11 protein-coding genes are annotated in these 16506 nt (G+C 34.6%); 7 read left to right on the top strand and 4 right to left on the bottom strand.

Features of this window, described 5'->3' with window-relative positions; genetic code table 11:
- Positions 1–62 precede the first annotated feature (62 nt).
- Positions 63–1391 (bottom strand): signal recognition particle protein, encoded by a 1329-nt coding sequence (gene ffh, locus BMY39_RS05915; protein WP_092577034.1) that lies wholly within the window; start codon positions 1389–1391, stop codon positions 63–65.
- 303 nt (positions 1392–1694) lie between these two features.
- Here ffh and BMY39_RS05910 point away from each other — a divergent pair, with 303 nt between their 5' ends.
- Entirely contained in the window at positions 1695–2474 is a 780-nt protein-coding gene (locus tag BMY39_RS05910) for a hypothetical protein (protein ID WP_092577031.1), read from the top strand.
- Complete coding sequence (locus BMY39_RS05905; RefSeq protein ID WP_092577751.1) at positions 2470–3027, top strand: RNA 2'-phosphotransferase; 558 nt, start codon at positions 2470–2472, stop codon at positions 3025–3027. Before BMY39_RS05910 ends, BMY39_RS05905 begins: the two co-directional genes overlap by 5 nt.
- A 595-nt stretch (positions 3028–3622) precedes the next feature.
- Here BMY39_RS05905 and BMY39_RS05900 read toward each other — a convergent pair.
- Positions 3623–5353 carry a hypothetical protein gene (locus tag BMY39_RS05900; protein ID WP_143064744.1) on the bottom strand — a complete coding sequence of 577 codons (1731 nt, stop codon included), beginning with the start codon at positions 5351–5353 and terminating at the stop codon, positions 3623–3625.
- 159 nt (positions 5354–5512) lie between these two features.
- Here BMY39_RS05900 and BMY39_RS05895 point away from each other — a divergent pair, with 159 nt between their 5' ends.
- Genes BMY39_RS05895 through BMY39_RS05880 form a run of 4 tightly spaced genes read left to right on the top strand, consistent with a single transcriptional unit; the run spans position 5513 to position 9984 of the window.
- Positions 5513–6031, top strand: a complete 519-nt coding sequence (locus BMY39_RS05895) for an RNA polymerase sigma factor (protein WP_092577016.1) — start codon at positions 5513–5515, stop codon at positions 6029–6031.
- Positions 6032–6043: 12 nt separating this feature from the next.
- A complete protein-coding gene (locus tag BMY39_RS05890) occupies positions 6044–6700 on the top strand; it encodes a hypothetical protein (RefSeq protein ID WP_092577013.1) in 657 nt (218 codons plus the stop codon).
- 43 nt (positions 6701–6743) lie between these two features.
- Entirely contained in the window at positions 6744–7640 is an 897-nt protein-coding gene (locus BMY39_RS05885) for a FecR family protein (RefSeq protein WP_092577009.1), read from the top strand.
- Positions 7633–9984 carry a TonB-dependent receptor plug domain-containing protein gene (locus tag BMY39_RS05880; RefSeq protein ID WP_245738181.1) on the top strand — a complete coding sequence of 784 codons (2352 nt, stop codon included), beginning with the start codon at positions 7633–7635 and terminating at the stop codon, positions 9982–9984. The genes BMY39_RS05885 and BMY39_RS05880 overlap by 8 nt, the downstream gene beginning before the upstream one ends.
- 54 nt (positions 9985–10038) lie before the next feature.
- Here the strand turns inward: BMY39_RS05880 and BMY39_RS05875 are convergent, their stop codons facing one another.
- Positions 10039–12000: a T9SS type A sorting domain-containing protein gene (locus BMY39_RS05875; RefSeq protein WP_092577002.1), complete on the bottom strand. Its 1962-nt coding sequence runs from the start codon at positions 11998–12000 to the stop codon at positions 10039–10041.
- A gap of 210 nt (positions 12001–12210) precedes the next feature.
- Positions 12211–14001 carry an arginine--tRNA ligase gene (gene argS / locus BMY39_RS05870; RefSeq protein WP_092577000.1) on the bottom strand — a complete coding sequence of 597 codons (1791 nt, stop codon included), beginning with the start codon at positions 13999–14001 and terminating at the stop codon, positions 12211–12213.
- Positions 14002–14417: 416 nt separating this feature from the next.
- Between argS and BMY39_RS05865 the strand changes: the two genes are divergently transcribed.
- On the top strand, positions 14418–16478 hold the full coding sequence (locus tag BMY39_RS05865) for a tetratricopeptide repeat-containing sensor histidine kinase (RefSeq protein ID WP_092576998.1): 2061 nt from the start codon (positions 14418–14420) through the stop codon (positions 16476–16478).
- Positions 16479–16506: the final 28 nt, after the last annotated feature.

The following is a 16506-nucleotide window of genomic DNA, read 5'->3' as shown; positions in this document are numbered from 1 at the left end:
AAGGCGCAAAGTTTATCTATTATTTATTTTACTAAAAACTGAGACTGAAACTGCCAACTGAACTAACGCATATTCTTCATCATCTGCATCATCTTTTTGCCACCACCACCTTGCATCATCTTCATCATTTTGCTCATTTGGTTGAATTGCTTTAATAGCTGATTCACCTCTTGCACTGATGTTCCAGAACCTTTAGCTACCCGCTTCTTTCTACTTGCATTTAAAACCGATGGGTTTGAACGTTCTTTAGGGGTCATGGAATGAATAATAGCTTCAATACCTTTAAAAGCATCATCATCGATATCAACATCTTTCATCATTTTTCCAGCACCGGGAATCATTCCAACAAGGTCCTTCATGTTCCCCATTTTCTTTATTTGCTGAATTTGCTTCAAGAAATCATCAAAACCAAACTGATTCTTCGCAATTTTCTTTTGCAATTTACGAGCTTCTTCCTCATCAAATTGTTCTTGGGCGCGTTCTACAAGAGACACCACATCACCCATGCCCAAAATACGATCTGCCATACGAGATGGATAGAACACATCTATAGCTTCCATCTTCTCCCCTGTACCAATAAATTTGATAGGTTTATTAACTACCGATTTTATAGAAATGGCTGCACCACCACGTGTATCACCATCTAATTTGGTAAGGATAACACCATCAAAATTCAAGATATCATTAAAGGCTTTGGCTGTATTTACAGCATCTTGCCCTGTCATAGAATCTACAACAAAAAGGGTTTCCTGAGGTTGAATAGCTTTATGGATATTCGAGATTTCGGTCATCATTGCCTCATCTACGGCTAAACGACCAGCGGTATCAATAATCACTACATTAAATCCATTGGCTTTTGCATGGGCAATACCTGCTTCTGCAATGGCCACAGGATTGTTGTTGCCCCTATCACTGAACACCTCTACACCAATTTGGTCTCCAACAACATGCAACTGATCTATCGCAGCAGGACGGTACACATCACAGGCCACTAATAAAGGCTTTTTGGTCTTTTTATTTTTTAAGTAATTAGCGAGTTTACCAGAAAAGGTAGTTTTACCAGACCCTTGCAAACCGGACATTAAAACAACACTTGGTGTTCCGGAAAGATTAATGCCTTCGGCATCGCCACCCATTAATTCGGTAAGCTCGTCCTTAACAATTTTCACCATTAATTGCCCAGGCTGTAACGTAGTTAGTACGTTTTGCCCTAGCGCTTTTTCTTTTACGGTATTGGTAAATTGTTTGGCTATCTTAAAGTTAACGTCGGCATCCAATAAAGCTCGTCTTACCTCTTTTAAGGTTTCGGCAACATTTACTTCGGTGATACTTCCGTGCCCTTTTAATACATGTAAGGCTTTATCTAATTTATCGCTTAAATTATTGAACATAATTTTTAGTATTCTTTTGGCATTTTAAAACCTGCCAGTTTTATTGAATTTGAGGTGCAAAAATAATGAAATATTTTGGTTTTACTGATTTGAATTGGTGTTTTGCTTAAACTAAGTCTTTACCAAAATACAATAGCTGTAATAGTACTTTGCAACCTTATTGAAACAGCTATTTTAAAGATACTGATATTTGACTTTGTAAAAAATTTCAACTAACTTCGTTTAACGGCGGATATAAGCCATTAAATAACGGCGCATATCCGTCAATCCATTACCTGCTATTAAAAACGACCCGAAAACGAAATGGGATTATTTGACAAAATATTTGGGAAAAGCAACAAGATAAAAGTTCAATTCATTGATTCTTCAAATGGAAACGTTATTGGAATTTCAGAAATGCCACCTGAGCAACTTCCTGAGACTTTTGAAATTCAAACGACAATGCATTTAAATGACGAAGATTGGTCGATTGAAGAAGCAATTCCTGCACACTCTAAAGATTTCCTTCAATCAAAGAGCTTAACATTAAAAATGAGAAAAGTGGAAAAAATGAACCCGAACGATATTTGGTTCACCACACCGACCATATCCAATGAATTTCCACAGACCGAACCAAAAACAAAGGAAACTGACTTTGATATTAACGTTCATGAAGATGATTACAGGCAAAAGGAATTTTTAACTACCACCGCACTTCCCAAAATAGAAGAAGAATTTAAGGCAATTAAAGAAATTTGGACAAATCACTCTAAAAAGAGTGAAGAATACACGTTGTTCAAAAATTGCCACACAAGAAAAACGATTGGGTTGGCTAACTTATCAATCGATTTTAATGAATTACAAAATTCCTTGAATTCAAATTCAATTGGACAAGTTATAATAAACGGAGAAATCCTTTCAAACGGATTTGGACTAAAGACAGAGAATACAACGTATTTCGGAACTTTTAATGACGGAAAAGTAATTGAACTGTGTATTTCACAATGGAACGACAAGACGACAAGCGAAATTTTAAAAATCAACAAGGAATTCAATTTGCTATTTGTGGATTGGATTAACTGCGACTTAATTAAAAATGATTAGCGAAAAACAACAAACTCACATAAGCAAGTTTTTAAGTCTGGTTCTAAGACACAAACCTGAAACCATTGGTATTCAGCTCGACCAAAATGGTTGGACTGACATTAAAGAATTGATTGAGAAATCAAACAAATACGGAATTCAATTTGACAGAGAAACATTAAATCATATAGTTGCAACTAATTCAAAAAAACGATTTGCTTTTAATGACAAATTAAACAAGATAAGAGCCAGTCAAGGACATTCTGTAGAAATCGAATTAGGTTATAAAAATCAAAAACCACCTGAAATCCTTTATCACGGAACAAGCGAAAAATCAGTTGACTCGATTCAGGAGAAAGGACTTGAAAAACGAAATAGACAGCACGTTCACTTAAGTAGCGATACTGAAACGGCAATCAAGGTTGGTCAGCGTCACGGAAAGCCCTTTTTGTTTGAGATTTTAGCAGAGAAAATGTACAATGACAATTTTGAATTTTATATCTCAGAAAATGGAGTTTGGTTGACTGATAATGTGCCGACAAAATATTTGAAAATAAAAAATAACAGCAGGTAACAAAGCATATAGCTTATGGCGGGTGACCGGTTACCATCATGGTTTTCGCTCCGTTACCAACTTTGGTTTCAGCGGACAGAAAAGTGCTTTGAAACCGCCACAAGCCATATGCAAACCGTTAAACGAACCCTCCCAAAAACACAACATCTTTTCAACCTAAAACAGTAGTTAGCAAACAAGCGCGTTAGGGATAGTAACGGCATCCTTTTTTTAGAACATAGACCCAAAATGTTTATTATGAACTTAGTTTATTAAGATTGCCACGTCGCTGGCTCCTCGCAATGACACTAAAAAAAGATATAGCCCTTCAACTGCGCTCAGGATAAACTAAAAGCCCAACCCACCTGTACTGAGCCTGTCGAAGTGTTGTGGGGAACGTCCAAGTTAAAATCAAAAAAAGAGATCCCGCTGAGAAGCGGGATTAGTTCAACTAACAAACTTGAGTGCGTTTTTACAAAACTTCTCAAGTTTGGGTTTCACTAAAAAAAGGCTGCTAAATTAAATTTAGCAGCCTATCTTATAAAGGAATCTTATCTTAGTTAACCAACCTACAAACCGAATACGTAAGATGTTCCTTTATCAACCAAAAGCAATATTATTGTATGTTTTCTAGAACTAATATGCGTTCTATTTCACCATTAGAATTATAATCTTTTAGCTCAATTCGCTTTGGTGCGATTTCCTTTATTTTCCAACGGTGTCTTAGTTCAAAGAATGGCGCATCATCTGTTCTAAAGTTTAAAGCAAGGTTTAAGCCTTCGTATCTGTACCCCCTCCAAGAGCCTATATAATTGTTACCTTGTCCTTCTGCAAATAACTTACCGTTTTCGTTAAATCCGATAACGTAACCGTCGTAATTTGGCGTTAAATCTGCATCAAGAACCATGTAAGATGCTACTTCCCATACGCCATTTACCAATACTTCAGTAATGTAATTTACATCTTCATCATTGTCTGGACAATCTCTTTCTAGTTCCATTTCATTGTCGCCGTTCGTCAGCTCAATTTCATCTTTACTTAAGAACTTGATAATCCATTGTAGTTTTAAATTTGGTCTACCTTCAAGGTTAATTTCTAAACCAATGCCAGCGTTTCTAACCAATACTTCGTAAGTACCTTGAACCAATTCTCCATTAACTCTAATTTTAACAACGTTATTATCAAAGAATTTTAATGGTGTACCAATGTATTCATCTTCTCTGTTGGTATCATCCACTTCCAGTTCGGTGATTCTCCACAAACACTCTTTTAAGAAATTCTCAACACGCTCTTTAGTAATATCTATAACTACATCACAGTTTCTTTTCAATATAATTCTGTTACCGCCTTCTTCATAGATTTTAATCTTTCCGTCTTCAAAATCGTATAACAACCATTCTAAATTAAAATCGGCTAAATTCTCAAACTCCATTTTTAAAAGCACACCACGTCTTGTGCGTCTTAATCCCCAAGTTCCTGTTAATACGTCTCCATTTCTTGAGCGCATAATTACCACACCGTCATCTTTAAAATTAATGGCATACTGCGTAAACGCTTCATTGTCTTGGTTATCCCTTTTAAACTCGTAAACAATCCAAGGGCATCTTTTTAAATATTTTTCTAAGCGCTCTTTCGAAAAATCGTCGTCTTCTTCACAGCTATCTTTAGCAGTATCAATAATACGTTTTAGTTGCTCGTTGTTTTCAGCTGTTAATACAGTACCATCTTTTAAAACCATATTTACCGGGAAGTTTAAACTTGCAAAAACTTCAGAGTTTTTAACACGTTTCATAAAACGGTATAATTGTCTATCGTTTTCAATATTAACAACTTCAATCATTTGAAAATCTCTATCGAATACTGAAAATGCAATTGGGAATTGAAAATCAACACATCTTATTTCTTTTTCATCTTCTTCATCATCGTCTTTACAATCAGCAATAAATTCTGATAATTGTTCAGCGCTTTCTATGGTAATTTCTTCGTGCTCTGAAGTAACAATCGTAATAGGGAATATGATATCTAAACGATCGATATCGTCTTCAAACTCTTCATATAATCTTTTAATTTTGATGTAGTCTGCTTCAGAATCAATTCTAATTTCAAGTCCGCGAACTTTTACAACAACTGGTAGCTTAATGGAGATACAACTTGTACCGTCAATAATGTTGTCTTTAGAACCGTCGTTTTTAGAAGTGGCACTAATAAAGCTGGTAAGCTCAGAACTTTCGGTAAGAGCTTCAGCCTCGTCAGGAGGAGTAATGTCAACAATCTCATCCTGACACGAGGTGAGCATTAAAAGGGCAAAAAAAGGAAGTAGTACTATAAATTTAAACTTAGTTTTCATGGTATATGTTTTTGGGTTAAACAATCCGTTTTTATTATAAAACAGGTAAACTTTAAAAACACCTACCCTCTTTTTAAAAAATTTCAAAAAATAAATTCCAAATTCCAAAACCAAAATTGCAAAAAACCTTTATTTTAGAGGCACCAACTACCAAAACTCATGGCGAAACAATTACATGAAAATATTTGTGAAGAACGTATATTTTCATCTATTTTCAATAAACATTCAAAGAACTTACACGATTTTCTATACTATAAGTTTGGGGAATTACTAAACCCAAAAGACAAAGTACAGGAAGCTTTTGTAAAGCTGTGGCAAAATTGCGCGAAGATTTCTCCTGATAAAGCAAAGAGTTTTGTATTTACCACTGCCAACAATTTAATGTTGAATGAAGTAGCACACCAAAAGGTAGTTTTAAAACACCAACAAACCTCTAACCCGAAATTTAGCACCAATGAGAGCCCTGAGTTTTTAATGCAGGAATCTGAATATAATGATAAGCTGCAACGTGCGCTGGCAAATTTAACCGAAGCGCAACGCGTGGCTTTTATGATGAACCGTGTGGAAGGGAAACGTTTTAAAGAAATAGCTGAGTTATTAGATATTTCTACCAAAGCTGTTGAAAAACGCATTTATGGAGCGTTGGAGAACTTACGGAAAGAGATTAAGGAGTTGTAATGTTAAATTAAGATGAAAAACTATATAGTTTACGCTACCCTTTTAGTCACGTTATTGGGCTTCTCACAGAAAAAAGTGAAGAAGTTTTTTGATGAAAATGGTACTGAAATAAATAGAAGGACATTCTTAAATAATAAAGACTACTCTAAAAACATTGATGTTCAGTTTGAAGATGACTCTATTCAATATAACTTACTTGCAGAAAGATTACATTATGGTGAATTTAATAAAGAGCAATTGCAAAGTTTTAAAAACTATTTAAACGAAATTAGTGATAGACCTAAAATTGATTCAACACAATACATTGTTATAAATTACTTGAGTTCTTCTTTTGTAAAGTCCAAGCACAAGTCAAAATCTACTTGGAATATTTTTGATTCTGACTACATAAAAGAATTGCATAAAAATCAAGACGTTAGTCATTTTTGGATAACATCTCCTGAAAATACCGAATTAAAATATTTTCATAATTCTATAGTAAATTGGATACCAGACATAAACAAAGTTTTTAATAAAATATTTTACAAGCACGAAGTGAGATATGGATATTTTATAGTGATTAATCCAAAAGGACTATTCTGTTTTTATTTAGGTGAATACAGTAAGCATCAAGTATGGGATGTATTAGAAAAATTCAAAAGTTTTGATAAAAATGGAAATAGCGGGTAGGAAAAAATAAAAGTAACCTGTTATATAATTGAATAACGACAAGATGAACAGAGAAGAACTCATATTAAAATGGTTAAATAACGATCTAAACGATCAGGAATTCGAAGCTTTTAAAGCCTTGGAAGACTATAAAGATTTAGTGAAGTTACAAACCAATCTGCAACACTTTAAAGCAGATAATTACGATACTTCTGCCGAATTAGAAAACGTATTATCTTCTATTAAAGTTAAAAGCGCACCAAAAAACAACTGGTTAAAACCATTGATGCGTGTTGCTGCAGTTTTAGCTATTTGTTTTAGCGTATACTATTATACCACTACGCTAGACACTACTGTTACTACACAGTTGGCTCAAAAAACCACTGTAGAGTTGCCAGATGCATCTACCGTTTCCCTCAACGCAAAGTCGTTGTTAGCTTATAATAAAAATGATTGGAAAAAAGAACGTGATGTAAACTTACAAGGTGAAGCCTTTTTTAAGGTTGCCAAAGGCTCTTCATTCAACGTAAACACAACATCAGGAACCGTTACGGTTTATGGTACTCAATTTAATGTAAAACAACGGGACAATTATTTTGAGGTTATTTGCTACGAAGGTTTAGTTGGGGTAACATACAACACTAAAGAAACAAAATTAAAACCTGGAGACAGCTTTTTGGTTATCGATGGGAAAATTATTGCTAAAGAAAAAGAATTCCGCTCCACGCCTTCGTGGTTAAATAACGAAAGTGAATTTAAAAGTATTCCGTTTAAACAAGTTGTTGCTGAGTTTGAAAGACAGTATGAGGTTAAGGTTACACTAATGAATATTGATGCAACGCAATTATTTACAGGGTCTTTTACACACGATAATCTTAATGTTGCACTAAAATCTATTGCACTACCTTTACAAGTAACCTACAGCAAACAAAACAACACGATTATTTTAAAACGTGAATAAAAAAGGAGGCCTTTTTCTTTTAAGTATCTTATTTTTTTTGAATGGTTTAAAAGGTTTCTCGCAAGCCAATCAAGAAACACAACCGCTTATTGCTATTTTAAAAATACTTTCTGAAAGGTACGATGTTAGTTTTTCTTATATCGATGAAACTATCGCAAATATTGAAGCCCCATTACCTTCTGAAGATTTAGAACTTACCGATGCTATTTATGAATTAGAATTGTCAACCAACTTAAAGTTCAGCATTCTTAACAGTAGATTCATCACTATTGTAAAACGGGAAGAAACTGACAAAACCATTATTCGGGAGCAACTGGAAGAAGTAGTCGTCAAAAATTATTTAACCTCAGGTATTACAAAACTAAACGATGGTTCTCTTACTGTGAAACCTGAGCAATTTGGTATTTTACCTGGGTTGATTGAACCAGATGTATTACAAACCATTCAAGCCTTACCTGGTGTTTTTAGTGTTGAAGAATCTGTATCAAATTTGAATATTAGAGGTGGTACACACGACCAAAATCTAATACTTTGGGATGGTATCAAAATGTATCAATCTGGACATTTCTTCGGATTGATTTCTGCTTTTAATCCTTATACTACAAAAAAAGTGAATGTTTCTAAAAACGGTACTCGAGCAAGATTTGGCGATGGTGTTTCTAGTGTGATAGACATGCAATTATCCAATGATGTTGATGGCAAGTTTAATGCGGGTGCAGGCTTCAATCTAATCAATGCACATGCCTATGCCAAACTTCCATTAACACATAATACAGAATTGCAATTATCCACTAGACGCTCCATTACTGATTTAATAGTAACACCTACTTACAACCAATATTTTAAACGTGTGTTTCAGGATTCTGATTTATCAAATAATGCTAAAAGTAACGACATTATTTCTCAAAATGAAAAGTTTTCATTTTATGATATTACAGCAAAATTTTTATACGATATCTCTAAAAAAGATAAAGTCCGTCTTCATTTTATGAATATCAATAATAGCTTAAACTATGAAGAACAATCTACCATAAATAACAGAAGCGAAGCGCTAAATAGTAGTCTTTCACAACAAAATTTTGCTTACGGCTTAACATACATTAGAGATTGGAGTAACATATTTTCAACGAGAGCTCAATTTTATGTTACCAATTATGATTTGGATGCTACTAACTTTGATATTGTAAACAATCAACGCCTGATACAAGAAAACGAAGTTTTTGATGGCTCTGCAAGATTAGATGTTGATTATAAACCAAATCATAATTTCAAATTCAATTTAGGCTATCAGTTTTCTGAAATTGGCATTAGTAATTTAGAAGACGTAAATAATCCTAATTTCAGAAGTTTTGTTCGTGATGTCGTAAGAAGTCATTCTGTTTATGCTGAAAGTGCTTTTTTATCAACTAATGCCAAAACCAGATTGAATATTGGTGCTCGTATCAATCATATAGATATATCTGATGATATTTTGATTGAGCCACGACTTAATTTTAGTCAGCGTTTTTTAAATGTGTTTCGTTTTGAACTTTTAGGAGAATTTAAAAGTCAGACTGCTTCTCAAATCATTGATTTACAAAATGACTTTTTGGGTATAGAAAAACGTCGCTGGGTTTTAGCCACTGAAAGAACCGAAACAGAGATAGTAAATGAAAAATCACTGTTTCCTGTTCCGATAGTAAAAAGCAAACAAGCCTCGGCTGGTATTCACTTTAATAAAAACAAAATTTTGATTAGTGCTGAAGCATTTATCAAAAAAGTAGATGGCATTACTACCAGAAGTCAAGGGTTTCAAAACCAATATCAGTTCACATATGCCACTGGTAGCTATGAAATTAAAGGCATTGATGTACTCATCAACAAACAGTTTCAAGATGTAGTAAGCACGTGGCTAGGGTATTCTTATAGTATTAATAATTATACCTTTCCAACCCTAAACAACGGACAGCCATTTCCTAACAATGCTGATATTCGTCATTCACTAACTTTTGCCGGCACCTATACCTATAGAGATTTTAAACTTGCAGCCGGTTTTAACTGGTTTTCTGGAAGACCAACTACATTACCCACATTCGAACAAAACGAAAATGATACGCGCATCAATTATGCCAGTCCTAATGCTTCGCGTTTAGAGGATTATATGCGCGCAGATGTTTCAGCTACTTACAATTTTAACCTTTCGGAAGGTATAAGAGCCGTTATAGGTACTTCACTATGGAATGTTTTAAACAAACAAAACATCTTAAACAGATATTACATTTTAAATGAAAACAACAATGTGACACCCATTGAGAATATTTCATTGGGCTTAACACCTAACGTTAGTTTTCGGGTTGTTTTTTAAAAGTAAAAAGCCGCAATACAATTGCGGCTTTAAGTTAATTATAATCTCAAATAATTACTTCTCAATAATTATTTTTTTGGTTATTGTTCTAAACTCTGATACAAAATTCACGATATACATTCCTTTTGCAAATTGATTTGTATTTAAAGTAAACTTTCCAAATTTTAATGCTTCCGCGGAACCACTCATAATCATTCTACCTCTTACATCCATAATGTTATAATTCATGTCTTCATTTTCAAATAATCTAATTTCAACATTTAAATTATTAACTACTGGGTTTGGATAGAATCGTACTTCATCATTTTGCTCTACAAAAGATGCTTCGAATTCATCATAATTGTCAAAGGCATTAATATATCCTGCTAAATCATCATCATTTAATCCTTTTCCATTATTGTTACCGTTTCTAGCTCTGTATTTATTAAAGAAATAGCAGAACCATCTAGAACCAATCACTAGACTAATAGCGCCTCTTACATCTAATGATGCACAGATGTTATTTGCTTCAATTAAACCTAATACATCAAAACCTGTTGTTACACCAAACTGAACAATACTTAAGTCTAGCGTACCTGGGTTATACACCAAACTATGAATACGGTAGAAGCCTCTATGATCTACTTCAAATTCAGGTGTTTCTGAAACTTGTAGAATTGTTAAAGAATATGCCTCGGTTAATACATACAATTGTTGATATCCTTCAGGAATGTATGGTTGTTGATTAAATTGAGCAGAAATTGTTGCTTCACCACCATTTAAGCATTGTATAGGTTTGGGTGAGTACATTTTGCCAGAGGAAGCTTCACAGACTTCTTCTTCAACTTCTACCATTACCGGTGCGCCCGCTACATCCAGTGCGGCACATAGGCCATTGTCAATCACCAAACCTAATACTGCGCCTCCCGTGGTCTCTCCCAAGGTCACTACGCCAAGGTTCAAAAAGTTAGGGCTGTCCTCCCTTCCGTCATATACCAAGGTATGGATCGTGTACTTGCCCGCTGCTGTTACCGGAAAACTTGGCTCTGCGCCTACCGCTTCGATCACTAAATCGTCGCCCGAGGTCAGTACAAATAGCTTACTGTAGCCCTCTGGCACCACGACGTTGCCATCTGGCGTTGCGCTGATGGTTGCACTGTCGCCCGTTAGGGTTACCGTGCCCGCATCGGCAGTCAGTGTGCCCGCATCTGCCGTACAGGTCTCTACCATTACCGGTGCGCCCGCTACATCCAGTGCGGCACATAGGCCATTGTCAATCACCAAACCTAATACTGCGCCTCCCGTGGTCTCTCCCAAGGTCACTACGCCAAGGTTCAAAAAGTTAGGGCTGTCCTCCCTTCCGTCATATACCAAGGTGTGGATCGTGTACTTGCCCGCTGCTGTTACCGGGAAACTTGGCTCTGCGCCTACCGCTTCGATCACTAAATCGTCGCCCGAGGTCAGTACAAATAGCTTGCTGTAGCCCTCTGGCACCACGACGTTGCCATCTGGCGTTGCGCTGATGGTTGCACTGTCGCCCGTTAGGGTTACCGTGCCCGCATCGGCAGTCAGTGTGCCCGCATCTGCCGTACAGGGTTGACCACCTTCATTAATTGTAAACGTTACACTTTTAGAATCACATTTAAAGCCCCAGCCTAAATCAAATTTATATAGTTTTGCAGTAATTTTGAAAGTTCCTAATCCTAAATGCCAAGAACCGTTTCCCGCTGGAAAGGTATACGGTAAAAGATTTTCAGTAATAGTATGTCTACTGCCAGTTTCAAGATTCTCAACAGTAAATCGTGCGCTTTGTGAATAGCCATCAACATTTAAATTGACGTAAAAATTCTCAGGCAAGTTATTAATATCGTATGTCTGTTGATCCTCTAAAGTAACAGATTCATTCCCGTTAGAAAATTCAAACCCTGCAATGAGACCGCAGTCGGTACTGGCGAATGCGCTTACAGAGAAGAAGAAAATTATAAATAAAAATAACGAAACAGATTTGGGGTTTTGGATGGATAAGCTTTCTTTCATTTTTTTGCTGTTTATGTTTTATGATGTAAAGTTAAACAAAAAATATTTATGTTTAACTTTTTAATCGTTTTATTAAACATAAATTAAGATGAAACGAATTATCCCTTTGAAATTATAAGAATTTACCTTAAAAAAATATACTAGATAATCAACATGATTCCTGCGGTAGAAAAAAACAAATTTAGCTTACGGTTTGATGAGAATTAAAGCTTACATGCGCTCTGGAACATCAATCCCTAAGACATCAAAACCATTTTTGATTGTAGTAGCTACCGCCTTTGAAAGTTGTACACGAAACACTTTTTCGTTTTCATTGACTGCTCCCAGAATGGAAACATTTTGATAAAATGAATTAAACTCTTTTACCAAATCATAGGTATAATTAGCTATTAATGCAGGACTATGTTGTTGCGCAGCATTTTGAATGACTTCCGGGAATAATTGAAGCTGTTTGATTAATTCCTTTTCTTTTTCATGAAGGGATATATCAACAACACTTGGTGTGTCATTCGTATTTTTTTCAGAATTAAATTTTCTTAAAATTGACTGAATTCTAGCATAGGTATATTGAATAAAAGGCCCTGTATTTCCTTGAAAATCTATGGATTCTTTTGGATCAAATAAAATACGTTTTTTAGGATCTACTTTTAATATATAATATTTTAATGCACCTAAACCAATTGTTTTGTATAGCTGTTGCTTTTCTTCTTTAGTATAACCATCAAGCTTTCCTAATTCTTCTGAAATCTCTTCAGCAGTTTTGGCCATATCTTCAATTAAATCATCTGCATCTACTACAGTACCTTCCCTACTTTTCATTTTCCCACTAGGTAAATCTACCATACCATAACTTAAATGATAGAGATTTTTAGCCCAATCAAACCCAAGTTTATTTAAAATTAGGAATAGTACCTGGAAATGGTAATCTTGCTCATTTCCAACGGTATAAACCATCCCACCAACATCTGGATAGTCTTTAATACGCTGAATGGCCGTACCAATATCTTGAGTCATATAAACTGCGGTACCATCAGCACGCAGCACTATTTTTTTATCAAGACCCTCGTTAGTCAAATCACACCAAACCGAGCCGTCCTCTTCTTTGCAAAATACGCCACTCTTTAAGCCTTCCGTTACAAAATCTTTTCCTAATAAATAGGTATCGCTTTCATAATAAAGCACATCGAAATCTACTCCTAAATTCTTATAGGTAACATCAAATCCTTCATAAACCCATCCGTTCATTTTATTCCAAAGTGTAACTGTTTCTTCATCTCCAGCTTCCCATTTGCGTAACATTTCTTGTGCCTCAAGAAGAATAGGCGCTTCTTGCTTAGCTTCCGCTTCACTTTTACCGCCAGCAACTAAATCTTGTATTTGTTTTTTATATTCTTTATCAAACTTCACATAATAGTTCCCAGCGAGTTTGTCACCTTTTAACCCAGAGCTTTCTGGGGTTTCTCCATTTCCAAAACGTTTCCATGCCAACATACTTTTGCAAATATGTATACCCCTATCGTTAATTATTTGGGTTTTATAAACTTTTTTACCTGATGCTTTTAAAATTTCGGCAACGCTATATCCCAACAAATTGTTTCTAATATGACCAAGATGTAATGGTTTATTAGTATTTGGCGATGAGTATTCTACCATGATAGCATCTTCGTTTTCAGTACTATGCACAAAACCATAATTAACATTGTTACATATTGAATTAAAGAATTCTATGTAGTACGAATCGTTAATTTCTATATTTAAAAAGCCTTTTACGACATTATAATTTTTAACCTCATTGACATGTTGAACCAAATGCTCTCCAATAGCTGAACCAATTTGTACTGGATTACCCTTAATAACCCGTAGCATAGGAAAAACGACAATAGTTATATCTCCTGCAAACTCTTTTCTGGTTGCTTGAAATTCAACAGATTCTAACGTTACTTGATACAGTTCTGAAACTGCTTGCTTTACTTGATTATCTAAAAGGTCTTGAAGTGCCATTTTTCTTTATTAATAAGTGCCCAAAGATAGAATTTTTAAACCAAGTTTAAGAGTATTTAATTATGAAACAAGTACTTCATAAAATTATTCTTAATTTTTAGTTAAACACGAAATTTTAATTTGTTAAAACCTAAAAAAGCGGCTTATGCATTTCATCGATAAAAGTGTCGTTTTTCTATGTTTTTTGCACTTAATCTATTCGTCGATTTTTTTAAAAAAAACGGCTCGCTCTTTATCTAATTTTTTGGTAGAAAAACCTATAAATTAGAATATAATAACCCTTTTTACAACTTTTGTTAGCCGAAGCTATTATTGACACAAATTGAATTTTTATAGAATTTTAGAAGACAAATTGATTTCCCTCAACCAAGCTTCTTTAAATAATAGCTTTTTAAAAAGCTATAATTAAGCATTGTATGAGGAGAATAATTACTCTAATTATATTCTTTACCGTATTCTTTGGTTTTTCTCAAACCAAGGAGCTAGATAGCTTATCTATAGCGTTAGGGTTCGAAACGAATGACTCCCTTAAGGTAGATACCTCCCTAAAAATTATAAAACTTCTATACGACGCTCAAGATTATGAGCGTGCACTTCAATACATTAAGTTGAGCGACAAACTATCTTCAGACATCAACTACAAAAAAGGTATAGCCAAAGTTACCTACTACAAAGCATTAATATATGCCGAAAAAAATGATTATATAAATGCTATGGACGGCTATACCAAAGCCAAAACCTTATTTAATGTCCTTAAGGACACCTTAAATATTGCAAAAGTTAATAATAGCATTGGGTTGATTGAAATGGAGAGAGGCAATTTTGATAAAGGCTTGCAATATTCCTTATCTGCCATTAGAGAATTAGAACGCAGAGGTTTACGACAAGAATTACGTTCAGCTTATGCTAGTTTAGGAAAAACCTACTACAAACTCAACAACGTTGATAAATCCATTGAATATAATTTAAAAGCGCTGGATATTCAAGAACAATTGAATGATGCAACAGGTATTAGCGCATCTAGCTTATTACTTGCGGAGTTATATTCCAAATCTAAAGAACACAGAAAAGCTATTGAGTTTTTTGAAAAAGTTTTAAATGGTGTTACAGGAAAAACCGATTCTATAAAAAGCAACGTCTTACCAAAACTTGGTGGTGAGTATTTAGCCTTTAACGATTACGATTCTGCCGCTAAATATTTAATTCAAGGTTTAACGATAAATAGAAGAAGTAATAACGAAAGTAATTTAGTAACCACGCTAAACAACTTGGGAAAACTAAACCTAAACCAGGGAAGACTTCGCACTGCAGAGCAACAATTATATGAAGCAGGTATATTAGCTAAAAAACTGAAGGATACTGATGAGCTTTTGAAATATTACGGCCTAATGAAGGCTCTAGACTCTACAACGAGAAGGTTTGACAGGGCTTTTGTTTGGCAACGACGCTTTTACAGTTTAAAAGACAGCATTAATAAAAATAATAGCGTAACTAAAACACTTGATATTACGCCAAAAGACTTGAGTTTAAATTTTGATGCTCCAGAAACTAAACCTCAAGCGGAATCAAAAAACATTATTCCTTCAGGAAACGACGATAAACTTAAAAAATTCAAATTATTCTTCTACATCCTCTTAGGAATTTTAGCGATTGTATGTGTATTTCTTGTTTTAATCTATTTAAAACGAAATAATAGCCTAAAATATGTGCAAGAGCTTGAGGAAAAAAACCTTAAAACACAGTTACAGAACGAAGCGTTTATTGAACAAACCAAGCATTTGGAAAACGTAAACAATGTAAAAGACAAACTGTTCTCTATCGTATCACACGATTTAAAGGATTCACTTTCATCAATCAATGGCTTCATTGACTTGTTAAAAGATGGCTCTTTATCAAGAGAAGAGTTTGATAATTTAATACCAGAGTTGAGCGAAAATGCAAATAATGCGTCATTATTACTTTTTAATCTTCTCAATTGGTCTAAGTCTCAAATGCAGTCGCTTAAACCCAGTCCGAGTTTATTTGATATCCAAGAAGTATTTGAAGAGAAAATAAAACTAATTGAACAACGTATAGAAAACAAGGGCATAGAACTTATAGACCATTCACTTAGAGATTTTGCCTATGCAGACAGAAGCATGATTGAAATTGTGATTCAAAACCTTCTAGCGAATGCATTAAAATTCTCTAGAAAAGGTGATTCTATAACGGTGTCTAATCATATTAGTAATGGTAGCTGTATTATAAGTGTTGCTGATACCGGCGTTGGTATTCCAAAGCATAATCTTGAAAAGCTGTTTAAAAGTAATACTTACACTACTATGGGTACTAATAACGAAAAGGGTACCGGACTTGGACTTTCAATTTGCAAAGAATTAGTTGAACTTAATGGCGGTAAAATATGGGTTGAAAGCACAGTGAATACTGGCAGCACATTTTATGTTCAATTGCCAAAAACCAAACCCAACGGCGACTAAATATCAGCCAATTAATAAGTTTTGTTTT

Origin of the sequence: Hyunsoonleella jejuensis, from assembly GCF_900111025.1 — a bacterium.
Lineage (GTDB): Bacteria > Bacteroidota > Bacteroidia > Flavobacteriales > Flavobacteriaceae > Jejuia > Jejuia jejuensis.
The sequence above is the reverse complement of the archived record's forward strand: the minus strand, read 5'-3'. Positions and strand labels throughout refer to the sequence as shown.